Source organism: Pseudomonas sp. Irchel 3A18 (assembly GCF_900187465.1).
GTDB classification, from domain to species: domain Bacteria; phylum Pseudomonadota; class Gammaproteobacteria; order Pseudomonadales; family Pseudomonadaceae; genus Aquipseudomonas; species Aquipseudomonas cichorii.
The window spans coordinates 102,087-118,318 of record NZ_FYDI01000006.1 but is presented as its reverse complement, the minus strand read 5'-3'; the positions used below and the strand labels follow the sequence as shown (position 1 = coordinate 118,318).

General features: G+C 60.9%; 13 protein-coding genes. 8 read left to right on the top strand and 5 right to left on the bottom strand.

The genetic code is table 11. The features are described 5' to 3' along the window. Window positions 1-81 precede the first annotated feature (81 nt). The 5 genes from ptsP (at window position 82) to CKW23_RS13820 (ending at window position 8,408) form a co-directional block, all read left to right on the top strand. Window positions 82-2,949, top strand: coding sequence for a phosphoenolpyruvate--protein phosphotransferase (gene ptsP / locus CKW23_RS13840; RefSeq protein ID WP_025261806.1), 2,868 nt, complete (start codon window positions 82-84; stop codon window positions 2,947-2,949). Further along, window positions 2,949-3,890: a 1-phosphofructokinase gene (gene pfkB / locus CKW23_RS13835; protein WP_025261805.1), complete on the top strand. Its 942-nt coding sequence runs from the start codon at window positions 2,949-2,951 to the stop codon at window positions 3,888-3,890. The genes ptsP and pfkB overlap by 1 nt, the downstream gene beginning before the upstream one ends. A 12-nt stretch (window positions 3,891-3,902) precedes the next feature. After that, window positions 3,903-5,645, top strand: coding sequence for a PTS fructose-like transporter subunit IIB (locus CKW23_RS13830; protein ID WP_025261804.1), 1,743 nt, complete (start codon window positions 3,903-3,905; stop codon window positions 5,643-5,645). A gap of 78 nt (window positions 5,646-5,723) precedes the next feature. Next, window positions 5,724-7,280 (top strand): alkaline phosphatase, encoded by a 1,557-nt coding sequence (locus tag CKW23_RS13825; RefSeq protein ID WP_025261803.1) that lies wholly within the window; start codon window positions 5,724-5,726, stop codon window positions 7,278-7,280. Window positions 7,281-7,466: 186 nt separating this feature from the next. Further along, a complete protein-coding gene (locus tag CKW23_RS13820; protein WP_025261802.1) occupies window positions 7,467-8,408 on the top strand; it encodes an AEC family transporter in 942 nt (313 codons plus the stop codon). Window positions 8,409-8,415: 7 nt separating this feature from the next. Here the strand turns inward: CKW23_RS13820 and CKW23_RS13815 are convergent, their stop codons facing one another. From CKW23_RS13815 to gatC, 5 genes are all read right to left on the bottom strand, one after another. Beyond that, window positions 8,416-9,447: a calcium/sodium antiporter gene (locus CKW23_RS13815; protein ID WP_025261801.1), complete on the bottom strand. Its 1,032-nt coding sequence runs from the start codon at window positions 9,445-9,447 to the stop codon at window positions 8,416-8,418. Between the two features lie 53 nt (window positions 9,448-9,500). Continuing rightward, a complete protein-coding gene (locus tag CKW23_RS13810; protein ID WP_025261800.1) occupies window positions 9,501-9,869 on the bottom strand; it encodes a septal ring lytic transglycosylase RlpA family protein in 369 nt (122 codons plus the stop codon). 98 nt (window positions 9,870-9,967) lie between these two features. After that, window positions 9,968-11,413 carry an Asp-tRNA(Asn)/Glu-tRNA(Gln) amidotransferase subunit GatB gene (gatB, locus tag CKW23_RS13805; RefSeq protein WP_025261799.1) on the bottom strand — a complete coding sequence of 482 codons (1,446 nt, stop codon included), beginning with the start codon at window positions 11,411-11,413 and terminating at the stop codon, window positions 9,968-9,970. Window positions 11,414-11,426: 13 nt separating this feature from the next. After that, on the bottom strand, window positions 11,427-12,878 hold the full coding sequence (gatA, locus tag CKW23_RS13800) for an Asp-tRNA(Asn)/Glu-tRNA(Gln) amidotransferase subunit GatA (protein WP_025261798.1): 1,452 nt from the start codon (window positions 12,876-12,878) through the stop codon (window positions 11,427-11,429). Between the two features lie 14 nt (window positions 12,879-12,892). After that, complete coding sequence (gatC, locus tag CKW23_RS13795; RefSeq protein ID WP_025261797.1) at window positions 12,893-13,180, bottom strand: Asp-tRNA(Asn)/Glu-tRNA(Gln) amidotransferase subunit GatC; 288 nt, start codon at window positions 13,178-13,180, stop codon at window positions 12,893-12,895. 207 nt (window positions 13,181-13,387) lie between these two features. Here gatC and mreB point away from each other — a divergent pair, with 207 nt between their 5' ends. From mreB to mreD, 3 genes are all read left to right on the top strand, one after another. After that, on the top strand, window positions 13,388-14,425 hold the full coding sequence (mreB, locus tag CKW23_RS13790) for a rod shape-determining protein MreB (protein ID WP_002555108.1): 1,038 nt from the start codon (window positions 13,388-13,390) through the stop codon (window positions 14,423-14,425). A 227-nt stretch (window positions 14,426-14,652) separates the two neighbouring features. Continuing rightward, window positions 14,653-15,735 carry a rod shape-determining protein MreC gene (gene mreC / locus CKW23_RS13785; protein WP_371856570.1) on the top strand — a complete coding sequence of 361 codons (1,083 nt, stop codon included), beginning with the start codon at window positions 14,653-14,655 and terminating at the stop codon, window positions 15,733-15,735. Further along, window positions 15,728-16,219: a rod shape-determining protein MreD gene (gene mreD, locus CKW23_RS13780; protein WP_025261795.1), complete on the top strand. Its 492-nt coding sequence runs from the start codon at window positions 15,728-15,730 to the stop codon at window positions 16,217-16,219. The genes mreC and mreD overlap by 8 nt, the downstream gene beginning before the upstream one ends. Window positions 16,220-16,232: the final 13 nt, after the last annotated feature.

Below are 16,232 nucleotides of genomic sequence, written 5' to 3'. Positions count from 1 at the left end.
TCTCCCAAGCTGTCGATCACTCAATGGTCGTCATTAAAACAAGAATCAGGTAGCGCTCTGGCGCTGCACAGGAGTCAGGACATGCTCGAACTTTCTCTGGAGCAAATATCCATGGGCCGCACGGCTGTGGATAAGTCGGGCGCGTTGCAACTGATCGCCGATCATCTGGTCGCTGACGGTCTGGTTGCCGAGGGTTACCTCAACGGGCTGATGAATCGCGAGCAGCAAGGCTCTACCTTTCTTGGCCAAGGCATCGCAATCCCCCATGGCACCCCTGAAACCCGCGACCTGGTGTTCAGTACCGGCGTGCGCCTGATGCAATTCCCTGAAGGCGTGGATTGGGGCGACGGGCAAATCGTTTACCTGGCCATCGGTATTGCTGCCAAGTCAGACGAGCACTTGCGGCTGCTGCAACTGCTGACCCGTGCATTGGGCGAAGCGGATCTGGGCCAGGCCCTGCGCGAGGCGAAAACCCCGGAAGATCTGCTGCGGCTCTTGCAGGGCGCACCTCAGGAACTGGCCCTCGACGCACAGATGATAAGCCTCGGCGTATCGGCCGACGATTTTGAAGAGCTGGTCTGGCGCGGTGCGCGTCTGTTGCGCCGTGCCGATTGCGTCAACAATGGCTTTGCCGCGATTCTCCAGCAAGTAGAAGCCTTGTCGTTGGGTGATGGCCTGTGGTGGCTGCACAGCGAGCAGACGGTCAAGCGTCCTGGTCTGGCCTTCGTGACACCGGACAAACCTCTGCGCTATCTGGGCCAACCCCTGACAGGGCTGTTCTGCCTGGCCAGCCTCGGGGAAGCTCACCAGACACTGCTTGAGCGCCTGTGCTCGCTGTTGATCGAAGGGCGTGGTCACGAACTGGGCCATGCCACCAACAGCCGCGTCATCCTGCAAGCCCTGGGCGGTGAGTTGCCCGCCGAGTGGCCGACCCTGCAGATTGGCCTGGCCAACGCCCACGGCCTGCATGCCCGTCCAGCCAAGGTGCTGGCGCAACTGGCCAAGGAGTTTGAAGGCGAGATTCGTGTGCGCGTGGTGGAAACCGGCGAAACCGCAGTGTCGGCCAAGAGCCTGAGCAAGCTGCTCAGCCTCGGTGCCCGTCGCGGGCAGACGCTGGAATTCATTGCTGAGCCGAGCATTGCGCAAGACGCTTTGCCTGCCTTGCTGGCGGCTGTTGAGCAAGGCCTTGGTGAGGACGTCGAGCCATTGCCGGTCGCGACCGAGCCGCAACCTGCTCCCCAAAAAGCTGCCCTGGCCAAGGCCGTTGCGGCACCCCTCGATGGTGCCGTGCTGCAAGCCGTCTCGGCCTCGCCGGGCATTGCCATCGGGCCTGCTCATGTTCAGGTGCTGCAAGCCTTCGATTATCCAGAGCAGGGCGAGTCTGTAGCTGCCGAGCGTGAGCGCCTGCAACAGGCCCTTGCCGAAGTGCGCCGGGATATCGAAAACCTGATCCAGCGCAGCAAGGCCAAGGCCATTCGCGAAATTTTCATCACCCACCAGGAAATGCTCGATGACCCGGAGCTGGGCAGCGAGACCGAACTGCGCCTGAACAAGGGCGAAAGCGCCGCTGCCGCCTGGGCCGGAGTGATCGATGCCGCCGCTTCCCAGCAAGAGCAGTTGAATGATGTGCTGCTGGCCGAGCGTGCTGCGGATCTGCGGGATGTCGGGCGCCGTGTGCTGGCGCAAATATGTGGCGTCGAAACCGTTGCCGCTCCCGACGAACCTTACATTCTGGTGATGGATGAAGTCGGCCCGTCTGACGTGGCGCGACTGGACCCGGCGCATGTCGCGGGCATCCTCACCGCTCGGGGTGGCGCAACGGCGCACAGCGCTATCGTGGCCCGTGCCCTGGGTATTCCGGCGCTGGTGGGCGCTGGTGATGACGTATTGCAACTCAAGCCGGGCACCGTTCTGCTGCTCGATTGCCAGCGGGGTCGTCTGACTGTCGCGCCGGATGAGTCGGTCCTGCAGCGTGCCGTACAGGACCGCGATGCCCGTGAACAGCGTCTCAAGGCTGCAGCCGCCTCGCGCATGGAGCCTGCAGTGACTCGCGATGGTCATGCCGTCGAAGTCTTCGCCAACATCGGCGACAGCACCGGCACTCCGGCAGCGGTAGAGCAGGGCGCCGAAGGCATCGGCCTGCTGCGTACCGAATTGCTGTTCATGGCTCATTCCCAGGCACCGGACGAGGCGACTCAGGAAGCCGAATACCGTCGCGTGCTCACCGATCTGGGCGGTCGACCTCTGGTGGTCCGTACTCTTGACGTCGGCGGTGACAAACCGTTGCCGTACTGGCCCATCGACAAGGAAGAAAATCCGTTCCTCGGTGTGCGCGGCATTCGCCTGACCCTGCAACGCCCGGACGTGATGGAAAGCCAGTTGCGCGCCTTGCTGCGCTCAGCCGACAGTGGCCCGCTGCGCATCATGTTTCCCATGATCGGCACCGTTGAAGAGTGGCGTCAGGCCCGTGACATGACTCAGCGCCTGCGTGAAGAAATCCCGGTCAGCGATCTGCAACTGGGGATCATGATCGAGGTTCCGTCAGCGGCGTTGCTGGCACCGGTACTGGCCAGGGAAGTGGACTTCTTCAGCGTCGGCACCAATGACCTGACCCAATACACCATGGCCATCGACCGTGGCCATCCGACCCTTTCCGCTCAGGCGGACGGTTTGCACCCAAGCGTGCTGCAACTGATCGACATGACCGTGCGCGCCGCCCATGCCAATGGCAAGTGGGTGGGCGTGTGCGGCGAACTGGCGGCGGACCCGCTGGCGGTGCCGGTACTGGTCGGGTTGGGTGTGGATGAGTTGAGTGTTTCGGCGCGCAGCATTGGCGAGGTCAAGGCGTGCGTACGTGAACTGGAACTGAGCACCGCTCAAAAACTGGCGCAACAGGCGCTGACCGCAGGCAGCGCAGCCGAAGTGCGTGCGCTGGTGGAGGCTTTGTAATGGCGAAGATTCTTACCCTGACCATGAACCCGGCGCTGGACTTGACCGTGCAGTTGGGCCAGTTGGAGCTCGGGCAGGTCAATCGCAGCGACGCCATGCTCAGCCATGCGGCCGGCAAGGGCCTGAACGTGGCTCAAGTGTTGGCCGATCTGGGGCATGAGCTGACCGTGGCCGGGTTTCTCGGCATCGATAATCAACAGCCGTTCGAGTCCCTGTTCACCCGGCGTGGTTTTGTCGACGAGTTCGTGCGCGTGCCGGGCGAAACCCGCAGCAACATCAAACTGGCCGAAGGCAGTGGTCGCATCACGGATTTGAACGGTCCTGGCCCGCAGGTCAGCGAAGCGGCCCAGCAAGCCCTGTTCACCAGGGTCGAGCAGATTGCCACCGGTTTCGATGCCGTGGTGGTCGCTGGCAGCCTGCCTCGTGGCGTAACGCCCGAGTGGCTGCAAAAGCTCTTGCTCATGCTCAAGAGTCTCGGCCTCAAAGTAGCGCTGGACAGCAGCGGCCTGGCTCTGCGTGCCGGTCTTGCGGCAGGCCCTTGGCTGATCAAACCCAATACTGAAGAACTGGCCGATGCGCTCGATGCACCGATCATCTCCATTGCTGCCCAGGCCGAAGCGGCGACTCGCCTGCGTGCCCAGGGCATCGAGCATGTGGTGATTTCCCAGGGTTCCGAAGGTGTTCACTGGTTCAGTTCCAGCACCGCGCTGCATTCGCTGCCCCCGAAAGTCACCGTCGCCAGCACCGTAGGCGCCGGGGATTCTCTGTTGGCAGGCATGGTTCACGGTTTGCTCGGCGGCCATGAACCACAGAAAACCTTGCGCACGGCGACCGCGATTGCCGCCATGGCAGTGACCCAGATCGGTTTCGGCATTACCGATGCCGCCCAACTCAAACGACTTGAAAGCGGCGTCACTGTACGCAGCCTGACAGAACAATAAGAGAGGATCGTGATGAAGTTAGCCATTGTAACGGCCTGCCCGAACGGCAAGGTCAGCAGCGTCCTCAGCGCACGCTTGCTCGATGCGGCAGCCCAGCGTCAGGGTTGGGAAACCAGCGTCGAAGTCGTGGACCCGAACAAGCCCGAACAACACCTTTCGGCGCTGGATATCGAAGCGGCCGATCTGGTGCTGGTGGTCAACACCGGCCCGCTGGACCTGAGCCGTTTTGTCGGCAAGCGCCTGTTCCAGGACACGCCCGCTCATGCCTTGCAGGATGTGGACGGTTTCCTGAAGCGTGCCGCCGATGAGGCCCACGTCTATGCTGCGCCCGCGGCCGATGAGGCTATCGCTATCGGCAGCTCCGGCAGTCAGCCGCGCATTGTCGCCATTACTGCTTGCCCGACCGGCGTTGCGCACACCTTCATGGCAGCCGAGGCGATTCAGCAGGCTGCCAAGCGTCTGAACTACGACCTGCACGTGGAAACCCAGGGTTCGGTCGGGGCGCGAAACCCGCTCAGCCCGCAAGCCATTGCCGATGCGGACGTGGTGTTGCTGGCAACGGACATCGAGGTCAATACCGATCGTTTTGCGGGCAAGAAAATATATCGCTGCGGCACCGGCATTGCCCTCAAGCAATCCGATGCAACCCTGAAAAAAGCCTTGGCTGAGGGGCAGGTCGAGTCGGCGGATGAAGTGACCCAGTCACCGTCCAGAAAAGAAGGGACCGGCGTCTACAAGCACTTGCTGACCGGCGTGTCGTTCATGCTGCCGATGGTGGTGGCGGGTGGTCTGCTGATTGCGCTGTCGTTCGTGTTCGGCATCAAGGCTTATGAGCAAGAGGGAACTCTGGCGGCAGCCTTGATGAAGATCGGCGGTGAGTCGGCATTCAAACTGATGGTGCCGCTGCTCGCAGGTTACATCGCATACTCCATCGCCGACCGTCCAGGCCTGGCGCCAGGCATGATCGGCGGCTTGCTGGCCAGTACGTTGGGCGCGGGCTTCATCGGCGGTATTGTGGCCGGTTTCCTGGCGGGCTATAGCGCGTGGTTGATCAATCGTTACGCACGCTTGCCAGCCAGCGTTGAAGCACTCAAGCCGATTCTCATCATTCCGTTGCTGTCGAGCCTGTTCACCGGCCTGGTCATGATCTATGTGGTGGGTCAGCCGGTTGCGGGCATGCTCGCCAGCCTGACCACCTTCCTGGACAGCATGGGCACCACCAACGCGATTCTGTTGGGTGTGCTGCTGGGCGCGATGATGTGCGTGGACCTGGGCGGACCGATCAACAAGGCTTCCTATGCGTTTTCCGTAGGCCTGCTTGCATCCCAGAGTTATGCGCCCATGGCGGCTGCGATGGCAGCCGGTATGGTGCCGCCGATCGGCATGGGCATCGCTACGATCCTGGCGCGCCGCAAGTTCGCGCAGAGCGAGCGTGAGGCTGGCAAGGCCGCGTTCGTGCTGGGGCTGTGTTTCATTTCCGAAGGCGCGATTCCTTTTGCCGCCAAGGACCCGCTGCGGGTGATTCCTGCCAGCGTGATCGGCGGGGCGCTGACTGGCGCACTGTCGATGTACTTCGGCTGCAAACTGATGGCGCCCCATGGCGGTCTGTTCGTGATGCTGATCCCCAACGCCATCAACCATGCCTTGCTGTATCTGCTGGCCATTGTCGTGGGCAGCGTGGCGACCGGCGTGATCTACGCAGTGCTCAAACGGCCTGAAGCGGTAGAGATGGAGCTGGCCAAAGCCACCGCCTGATACGTGGGCGCTGGCTGTCATATCCCTCCAACATTGGCCTGCTAGGTTTCCCCTTTCGTATCTTGAAAGGGGTTAACCATGAGCCAGTTCGATCTCAAGCGTCGTCGTGTGATTCAGGCTGTCGGAGCCGGTTTTCTGCTGCCGGGCCTGGCACCGGCAGTCATTGCTTCGGTGCAGGATCGCCCGAAGATGACCGACGGTGTGCAGTCCGGTGATCTGCTGGGTGATCGGGCAATGGTCTGGAGTCGCAGCGACCGGCCATCGCGCATGGTGGTCGAATGGGACACCCGCAGCATGTTCCCCAATCCGCGTCGGCTGGTGTCGGCGCTGGCCGATCAGCGCACCGACTTCACGGCCCGGGTCGAACTGAGCGGCCTGCCTGTGGATCAGGCGATTTTCTACCGCGTTCATTTCGAGGATGCCCAGTCGGGTGTCGCCAGCGAGCCCTGGTTCGGCCATTTGCGCAGCATGCCGCAACAGCGCCGTGACATCCGTTTTGTGTGGAGTGGCGACACCGTCGGCCAGGGCTTCGGCATCAACCCGGACATTGGCGGCATGCGCATCTACGAAGCCATGCGCCTGCGTTTGCCTGACTTCTTTATCCACAGCGGCGACACCATTTACGCCGACGGTCCGGTCCCGGCGCAGATCACCACTGAAGGTGGTCGTATCTGGCGCAACATCACCAGCGAAGCGAAAAGCAAGGTTGCCGAGACCCTGGACGAGTATCGCGGCAACTACCGCTACAACCTGATGGATGAAAACCTGCGCCGCTTCAATGCCGAGGTGCCGCAGATCTGGCAGTGGGACGACCACGAGGTCACCAACAACTGGTCGCCCAGCAAGCAGCTGGATGATCGCTACAAGGTCAAGGACATCCAGTTGCTGTCGGCTCGCGGGCGGCAAGCCTTTCTGGAATACGCACCCATGCGTTTGCAGCAGGCGGATAACGGCGGGCGCATCTACCGCAAAATCCCTTATGGCCCGATGCTCGATGTGTTCGTGCTGGACATGCGCAGTTATCGCGATGGCAATGACGCCAACCTGGCAGACAAGCCGGGGCCGACCACGGCCTTTCTGGGCCGTGAGCAACTGGACTGGCTCAAGGGCGAGCTCAAGGCCTCAAAGGCGCAATGGAAAGTCATCGCGGCAGACATGCCCATTGGTCTTGGTGTCCCGGACGGCGAAGTCAGTCCTGGTGTGGCGCGCTGGGAAGCCATAGCCAACGGCAACGATGGCCCGGCCCTGGGGCGCGAACTGGAAGTGGCCGAGCTGCTCGGTTTTCTTCGTGCGCAAAAGATCCGCGATTGCGTCTGGCTGACGGCTGATGTGCACTATTGCGCTGCTCATCACTATCAACCGGATCGTGCGGTATTCCAGGATTTCGACCCGTTCTGGGAGTTCGTGGCCGGGCCGCTCAACGCGGGCAGCTTCGGTCCCAACGCACTGGACAAGACCTTCGGCCCTGAACTGGTCTTCCAGAAAGCCCCGCCCGCCCAAAACACCTCGCCCTTTGCAGGCTTCCAGTTCTTCGGGGAAGTGAACATCGATGGCCAGACTGCAGAAATGACCGTAACCCTGCGGGATCTGGATGGAGTGTCAGTGTTTGAGCGTAAGTTGCAGCCAGTGACTTAGCAGCCCGTCGCCAGCAAGCTGCCTCCCACAGATTGGGATCAATGCCCAGCTTCTTGTGGGCGCTTCATACCCCTGTGGGAGGCAGCTTGCTGGCGACAGCGGTGTGACGAACTGAAATTCCTTGCAACACCTTCACTCCCTGCTGGCTTATGATGAGGGACCTAACGACAGGACCAGGTCTGCGGCATGCTGGCTATTTTTCTTGAAACCCTGAACATCACCGCGCCTGTATTTGCCATGCTGTTCCTGGGTGTGATCCTCAAGCGCATCCATGCGATCAATGATGGCTTTATCGTCGTGGCTTCGGGTCTGGTGTTCAACGTCACCATGCCGGCTCTTCTGTTTCTGGGGATCATTCACGCCAACCTGAATGAAGCGTTGCAACCCAAGCTGCTGATTTTCTTCAGCGTTGCGACCCTGCTGAGTTTCGCGGCCACCTGGGGCTGGGCGATCTGGCGTTGCCCACCTGAAGATCGGGGTGTGTACGTCCAGGGCGCGTTTCGTGGCAACAATGGCGTAGTGGGCCTGGCGCTGGCTGCCAGTATGTATGGCGCGTACGGTATTTCCCTGGGGGCGATTCTCGCGGCATTGGTGATTGTGTTCTACAACGCGCTTTCGACCATTGTGCTGGCGGTCTACAGCCCAGTGATCAAGTCCGATCCGTGGAGCATCTTCAAGAGTGTGCTGGCCAATCCGCTGATCATCAGTGTCATCGTTGCCTCGCCTTTCGCCTATTTCGGCATCGGCCTGCCCAAATGGCTGGAAACCTCCGGCAGCTATCTGGCGCAGATGACCCTGCCGCTGGCGCTGATCTGTATCGGCGGCACGCTGTCGCTGGCGTCCTTGCGCAAAAGTGGCGCGTTGGCGATCAGTGCGAGCATGGTGAAAATGGTCTGGCTGCCACTGATCTGCACCTTTGCTGCGTGGCTGGTGGGCTTTCGCGGTGCGGAGCTTGGGATTCTGTTCCTGTACTTCGGCAGCCCGACGGCGGCAGCCAGTTACATCATGGCTCGCACGGCCAACGGCAATTACGAGCTGGCCGCCGCGATCATCGTCATCACCACGCTGGCGGCGGCTGTGACAACCAATATCGGGATCTTCCTGTTGCAGTGGGGCGGCTGGATCTAGTCGTCCGTCAATGTTGACGCCGCCAGGCCTTCACGATGCCAAAGGCTACTGCGATCCCCAGCAGCGGCAAGATGAACTGGAGCATCAGGTGCTCAAGCTTTTCGGCCAACAGCATGCCAGTACTGAACGACACGATATGCAGCCCGTAAGTCAGATATAACGCCAACAGCAACAGCCCTTCGAAGCGGGTGATGCGATAACCGGCGTAAAACAGCGGCAGGCAGAGCACGGCGACGCCGAGCATGATCGGCAGGTCGAACACCAGCGCGTTGGGAGATATCGACAACGGCACGGGCGAGATCAGCGCGGTCGCGCCCAGCACGCCCAGCAGATTGAACAGGTTGCTGCCGATCACGTTGCCCACCGCGATATCCCGCTCGCCGCGCAGGGCTGCGATCAGGGACGTCATCAGAGCGGGCAGGGATGTGACGATGGCCATCAGCGTCAGGCCGATTATCCTCTCTGAAAGCCCCAGATTGATTGCGACCACCACCGCCGCATCCACCAGCAGATGACCACCGAACGCCAGCAACAGCAGGCCGCTGGTCAGCAGGGCGATGCAGGTCAGTGAGCGTGGTTTTTCAGTGCTGTGGGTGTGCCCGTGACGTGCGCCATGACTGGCCTGGCGCAGGACGATGAACAGGCAGCCCAGCATCGTGCCCAGTAGCAGCACCCCGTCGAGCTTGCTGAATTCACCATTCCAGGACAGACCGATGACCAAAAGGCTGGCCCCGATCATCAGCGGGATATCGATGCGCAAGACCTGGCGGGCGACCCGCAGCGGAATGATCAGGGCGCACAGTCCCAACGTCACCAGCACATTGAAGATATTGCTGCCTATGACACTGCCTACGCCAATGTCGGTGCTGTCGGAAAACGCGGCTTGCAGGCTGACCGCCATCTGCGGCGCGCTGCTGCCCAGTGCGACGACCGTCAGGCCGATGATCAGCGGACGAATATTGAGGATGGAGGCCATGCGTACGGCGGCGCGTACTGACAGCTCGGCGCCGATCAGCAACAGCAGAAGACCACTCACCAACTGGATGAGCGCGGGGGCGGGAAGGTTCGATAGCTGGATAATTCCGGGTGTCCTCAGTCGAGGCTCTGGACGCGCACTGGCGCGGTTCCGCTGCGCAGCATGCCCAGTTGTTCGGCGGCTTCGCGGGATACGTCGATCAGTCTGCCTCGTACATGAGGACCGCGATCGTTGATGCGCACGACAACAGTCTTGTCGTTGTCGAGGTTGGTGACCTTGACGCGGGTACCGAAAGGCAGCTCGCGATGGGCAGCGGTCAATGCATTCTGATTGAAGGGTTCGCCACTGGCGGTACGCTTGCCGTGATGTCGGGCACCGTAATACGAAGCGCGACCGGTTTCGTCGTAGCCGTGGGGATCGATGTCATGACTGGCGCAACCGGCCAGAAGGGTGAACAGGGAACAGGCAGTGGCAAGTCGGCGCATGGGTCTAATCCTGTGATGCCTGTTTATGTGGGAGCGGATTCATCCGCGAAAAGCCCGGAATAAGACTTTCGCGAATAAATGCGCTCCTACGGCTTGGGTCAGCCTTCGAGCTTGGCCTTCAGCAGTTCGTTCACTTGCTGCGGATTGGCCTTGCCTTTGGAGGCTTTCATTGCCTGACCGACGAAGAAACCGAACATCTTGCCGCGCTTGGCTTCGTCTGCGGCGCGGTACTGTTCGACCTGTTCGGCATTGGCGGCGAGCATTTCGTCGAGCATCGATTCGATGGCACCGCTGTCGGTGACCTGCTTCAGGCCACGCTTCTCGATGACTTCGTCGGCGCTGCCTTCACCATTGGCCATGGCTTCAAACACCATCTTGGCGATCTTGCCGGAAATGGTGTTGTCCAGAATGCGCTTGAGCATGCCGCCCAGTTGCTCGGCACTGACTGGCGATTCGTCGATTTCCAGGCCTTGCTTGTTCAGCAGGCTGCCCAGCTCGACCATGACCCAGTTGGCCGCCAGCTTGGCGTCGCCGCCAATGCTCACGACCTGCTCGAAGTAATCGGCTTGCTCGCGGCTGGAAGCCAGCACGCTGGCGTCGTAGGCCGACAGGCCGAACTGGCTCTGGAAGCGCTCGCGTTTCTGTGGCGGCAATTCCGGCAGGGTGGCGCGGGTTTCGTCGAGGAACGAGTCTTCGATGATGACCGGCAACAGGTCCGGATCGGGGAAGTAACGGTAGTCGTTGGCTTCCTCCTTGCTGCGCATGGCGCGGGTTTCGTTGGTGTTCGGGTCGTACAGGCGAGTCTGCTGGATGACCTTGCCACCGTCTTCGATCAGGTCGATCTGGCGCTGGATCTCGCTGTTGATCGCTTTCTCGATGAAGCGGAACGAGTTGACGTTCTTGATCTCGCAGCGGGTACCGAACTCGACCTGGCCTTTTGGGCGAATCGATACGTTGCAGTCGCAGCGCAGCGAACCTTCGGCCATGTTGCCGTCGCAGATGCCCAGATAACGAACCAGCGCGTGGATGGCCTTGACGTAAGCCACGGCTTCCTTGGCGCTGCGCATGTCCGGTTCCGAAACGATTTCCAGCAGCGGCGTACCGGCGCGGTTCAGGTCGATGCCGGTCATGCCGCTGTAGTCTTCGTGCAGGCTCTTGCCCGCATCTTCTTCCAGGTGAGCGCGGGTGATGCCGATGCGCTTGACCGTGCCGTCTTCAAGGGTGATGTCCATATAGCCCTTGCCGACGATCGGCAATTCCATCTGGCTGATCTGGTAACCCTTGGGCAGGTCCGGGTAGAAGTAGTTCTTGCGGGCGAACACGTTGTGCTGACCGATTTCGGCATTGACCGCCAGGCCGAACTTGACGGCCATGCGTACCGCTTCCTTGTTGAGCACCGGCAACACGCCCGGCATGCCCAGATCCACAAGGCTGGCCTGAGTGTTGGGCTCGGAGCCGAACGTGGTGGCGCTGCCGGAGAAAATCTTCGATTGGGTCGAAAGCTGGGTGTGAATCTCCAGCCCGATGACGACTTCCCATTGCATAGTAAGTTGCTCCTCAGAAGCCTTCAGGTGTGCGTGTGTGCCAGTCAGTGACTTGCTGATACTGATGGGCCACATTCAACAGACGGCCTTCCTGGAAATACGGCGCAAGCAGTTGCACACCCACCGGCAGGCCGTCGACGAAGCCGGCAGGCATGGACAGGCCCGGCAGACCCGCGAGGTTGGCGGTGATGGTGTAGAAGTCTTCCAGATACGCAGAAACCGGATCGTTGTTCTTGGCGCCGATTTTCCAGGCCGGGTTTGGCGTGGTCGGGCCGAGAATCACGTCGACTTCGGCGAAGGCGTTCATGAAGTCGTTCTTGATCAGGCGGCGAATCTTCTGCGCTTGCAGGTAATAGGCGTCGTAGTAGCCAGCCGACAGGGCGTAGGCACCGACCATGATGCGACGCTGTACTTCAGGGCCGAAGCCTTCGGCGCGGGAGCGCTTGTACAGGTCGGTCAGGTCTTTTGGCTCTTCGCAGCGATAGCCGAAGCGTACGCCGTCGAAGCGCGACAGGTTGGACGAGGCTTCTGCCGGAGCGATGACGTAGTACGCAGGAATCGCGTGCTGGTTGTTCGGCAGGCTGATTTCCTTGACGATCGCGCCGAGCTTTTCCAGCTCCTTGACGGTTTCGTGTACCCGCTGTGCGATGCGAGGGTCCAGACCTGCGCTGAAGTACTCTTTCGGAAGGCCGACGCGCAGGCCCTTGAGCGAGGTATTGAGGCTGGCGGAGTAATCCGGCACAGGCTCATCGATGCTGGTGGAGTCCTGCGGATCGAAGCCGGCCATGCCTTGCAGCAGCAGGGCACAGTCTTCGGCAGTGCGGGCCATGGGGCCAGCCTGATCGAGGCTGGACGCGTAGGCGATCATGCCCCAGCGGGAAACGCGACCGTAGGTCGGTTTCAGGCCGGTCAGGTTGGTCAGTGCGGCTGGCTGGCGAATCGAGCCGCCGGTGTCGGTGCCGGTGGCCGCAGGCAGCAGGCGTGCCGCAACGGCAGCCGCCGAACCGCCGGACGAACCGCCGGGAACGTGCTCCAGAGCCCAGGGGTTTTTCACCGCGCCGTAGTAGCTGGACTCGTTGGCCGAACCCATGGCGAATTCGTCCATGTTGGTCTTGCCAAGTGTCACGGTGCCCGCGGCCGCCAGTCGGGCAACTACGGTGGCGTCGTACGGTGCCTTGAAGTTGTCGAGCATGCGCGAGGCGCAACTGGTGCGGATGCCCTGGGTGCAGAACAGGTCCTTGTGCGCCAGAGGCGCGCCCAGCAGGGCGCCGTTCTCACCGCCAGCGCGACGTGCGTCGGCAGCCTGGGCCTGAGTGATCGCCAGGTCTTCGGTGAGAGTAATGAAGCTGTTGAGCTGAGGGTCGAGCTGCGCGATGCGCGCCAGCAGGACACGGGTCAGTTCTTCGGAGGAAAACTTTTTATCGGCGAGTCCGCGGGCGATCTCGGCCAGAGTCATTTGATGCATGCAGGCTCTTTCCCTTACTCGATGACTTTCGGAACCAGATAAAGCCCGTCCTGGACCGCTGGTGCGATGGCTTGGTAAGTGTCGCGACGATTGTGCTCTGTAACGGCGTCTTCGCGCAGGCGCTGGGAAGCTTCCAGCGGGTGAGCCAGAGGTTCGATGCCTGTGGTATCGACCGCTTGCATCTGATCGACCAGCCCAAGAATGCTGTTAAGTGCTTCGGTAGTACGCGGGATATCGGCGTCATCCAGGCCCAGTCGGGCCAGATGGGCGATCTTTTCCACGTCGGAGCGTTCAAGCGCCATGGGGTATCTCCAGTGGAATGCCGGCGAATCGGTCTGCCAGCAAATTGCGGAACACCACCGCATTTATGCGGTCTTAAAGCCGCTAATGTCGCGGGGTGTGTTCAGAAAACCGCCAATTTAACATATTGGCTCCTTGCCCAAAATCCCTGTCGTTGTTAGAGTTTGCCGCACTTTTTTACCCACGCGTTCCCTAGGGTCCCATATCCCATGTTCAAGAAACTGCGTGGCATGTTTTCCAGTGATCTTTCCATCGACCTGGGCACTGCCAACACCCTTATTTACGTGCGTGAGCGCGGTATCGTTCTGAATGAACCTTCTGTAGTTGCAATTCGTACTCATGGCAACCAGAAGAGTGTCGTGGCTGTCGGTACAGAAGCCAAGCGTATGCTGGGCCGTACTCCAGGCAACATCGCAGCCATTCGTCCAATGAAAGACGGCGTCATCGCCGACTTCAGCGTGTGCGAAAAGATGCTGCAGTATTTCATCAACAAAGTTCACGAAAACAGCTTTCTGCAGCCCAGCCCTCGCGTGCTGATCTGCGTGCCGTGCAAATCCACTCAGGTCGAGCGTCGCGCCATTCGCGAATCGGCTCTGGGCGCCGGTGCCCGTGAAGTATTCCTGATCGAAGAGCCAATGGCCGCTGCCATCGGTGCCGGTCTGCCGGTTGAAGAAGCCCGTGGTTCGATGGTCGTCGATATCGGTGGTGGTACCACTGAAATCGCTCTGATCTCGCTCAACGGCGTGGTCTATGCCGAATCCGTACGTGTCGGCGGCGACCGCTTCGACGAAGCGATCATCACTTATGTGCGTCGCAACTACGGCAGCCTGATCGGTGAATCCACCGCAGAGCGCATCAAGCAGGAAATCGGCACAGCCTATCCAGGTGGCGAAGTTCGTGAAGTCGACGTGCGCGGCCGTAACCTGGCCGAAGGCGTTCCACGTGCCTTCACCCTCAACTCCAATGAAGTGCTCGAAGCCCTTCAGGAGTCTCTGGCGACTATCGTTCAGGCCGTCAAGAGCGCCCTGGAGCAATCTCCGCCAGAACTGGCTTCCGATATCGCCGAGCGTGGTCTGGTGCTGACCGGTGGTGGCGCATTGCTGCGCGATCTGGACAAGCTGCTGGCCCAGGAAACCGGTCTGCCGGTCATCGTTGCCGAAGACCCGCTGACCTGTGTGGCGCGTGGTGGTGGCCGTGCGCTGGAAATGATGGATAAGCACACCATGGATCTGCTCTCCAGCGAGTAATTCGCCGGGGTGCTGTTCATAGGGTCTTTTGTATGCAGGTAGCGCTTGTGCTACCTGTATGCGTCAGGCTGACGCCGAAACAAGGTGCCTATTTTTTTCATCTGTCCAGGCCGGTTCATACCCCATGAATAACAGCCAATTGAAGCTCGATCCTTTGATCGCATGCCCGGGAGGAGCGGCCTATTAAACCGCTTTTCGCAAAAGGCCCTTCGCTGGGCGTACGTCTTCTGGTACTGGTCGTGCTGTCGGTCGCGTTGATGGTGGTGGACGCACGCTTCACGATCCTCAAGCCCGTGCGCAGCCAGATGTCGCTGGTATTGATGCAGACCTACTGGATCGTCGATCTGCCGCAGCGCATGTTTCAGGGCGTTGCCAGCCAGTTCGGCAGCCGTACCGAGCTGATCGCCGAAAATGAGAAACTCAAGACCGAAACCCTGCTCCTGCAAGGTCGCCTGCAAAAGCTGGCGGCACTGACCGAGCAGAACGTTCGCCTGCGCGAGTTGCTCAACTCTTCGGCGCTGGTCAACGAGAAGGTCGAAGTCGCCGAGTTGATCGGCATGGACCCGAACCCCTTCACCCACCGCATCATCATCAACAAGGGCGAGCGCGATGGCGTTGTCCTGGGCCAGCCGGTGCTCGATGCCCGTGGCCTGATGGGGCAGGTGGTCGAACTGATGCCCTACACCTCGCGTGTCCTGTTACTGACGGACACCACCCACAGCATTCCCGTGCAGGTCAACCGCAATGGCCTGCGCGCCATTGCCAGCGGCACCGGTAACCCGGAACGCCTGGAGTTGCGGCATGTGGCGGATACCGCTGACATCAAGGAAGGCGATCTGCTGGTCAGTTCCGGCCTCGGTCAGCGCTTCCCGGCGGGTTATCCGGTAGCAACCGTCAAGGAAGTCATTCATGACTCCGGGCAGCCGTTTGCCATTGTGCGCGCCGTTCCCACTGCTGCCTTGAACCGCAGTCGCTATCTGCTGCTGGTGTTCTCCGATGGCCGCTCTCCGGAAGAGCGCGCGGCTGATGCGGCGCAGGCCCAGGAGTCCATCGATAAAGGCCTTGAGCCGACCGTCGCGCCAACGATTCCACCGCTGTCACCGGCTTTCCCGATGGTGCCGATGCCAACGGTTCCATCGTTCCCGACCAGCACCACTCACGCCAGGCCGGCTGCCCAGGGTGCTTCGGCTCCGGCTGCAACCCCGGCTCCGGCAACCCAGCAAGCCCCGGCGCGGCCTGCTGCAAGACCTGCCACGTCACAGCCTCCTGCGTCTGCACCTTCCAACTCTCGGGAGCGAATCGATGGTTAGTCATGTTTCCGGGCGCAATGGCTGGGTGGTCTGGTTCACCTTCGCCATCGGCCTGTTGCTGAGTATTTCGCCACTGCCGCAGTTCATGGAAATTTTTCGTCCGCTGTGGCTGGCGTTGCTTTTGAGTTTCTGGGTCCTTGCTCTGCCGCAAAAGGTCGGCATGACCACTGCCTGGCTGCTGGGCTTGATGGAAGACGTGCTATACGGCAATTATCTGGGTCAGAACGCCTTGATCCTGACGTTGATCGCGTTTCTGGTCATGTCTTTGCAGCAACGTCTGCGCATGTTCCCCATGTGGCAGCAATGCCTGGTGCTGCTGGTGGTCTTTGGTCTGGCGCAGCTCGTGCAGCTGTGGATCAGCGCCTTGAACGGCAATCGACAGCCAACCCTGGCGCTCGTGCTGCCCGCACTGGTCAGCGCCTTGTTGTGGCCATGGGTGAGTTATGGTCTGCGTGGGTTGAGCAAGCGTTTGAAAATCAACTAAGCGCAGCGTGAGC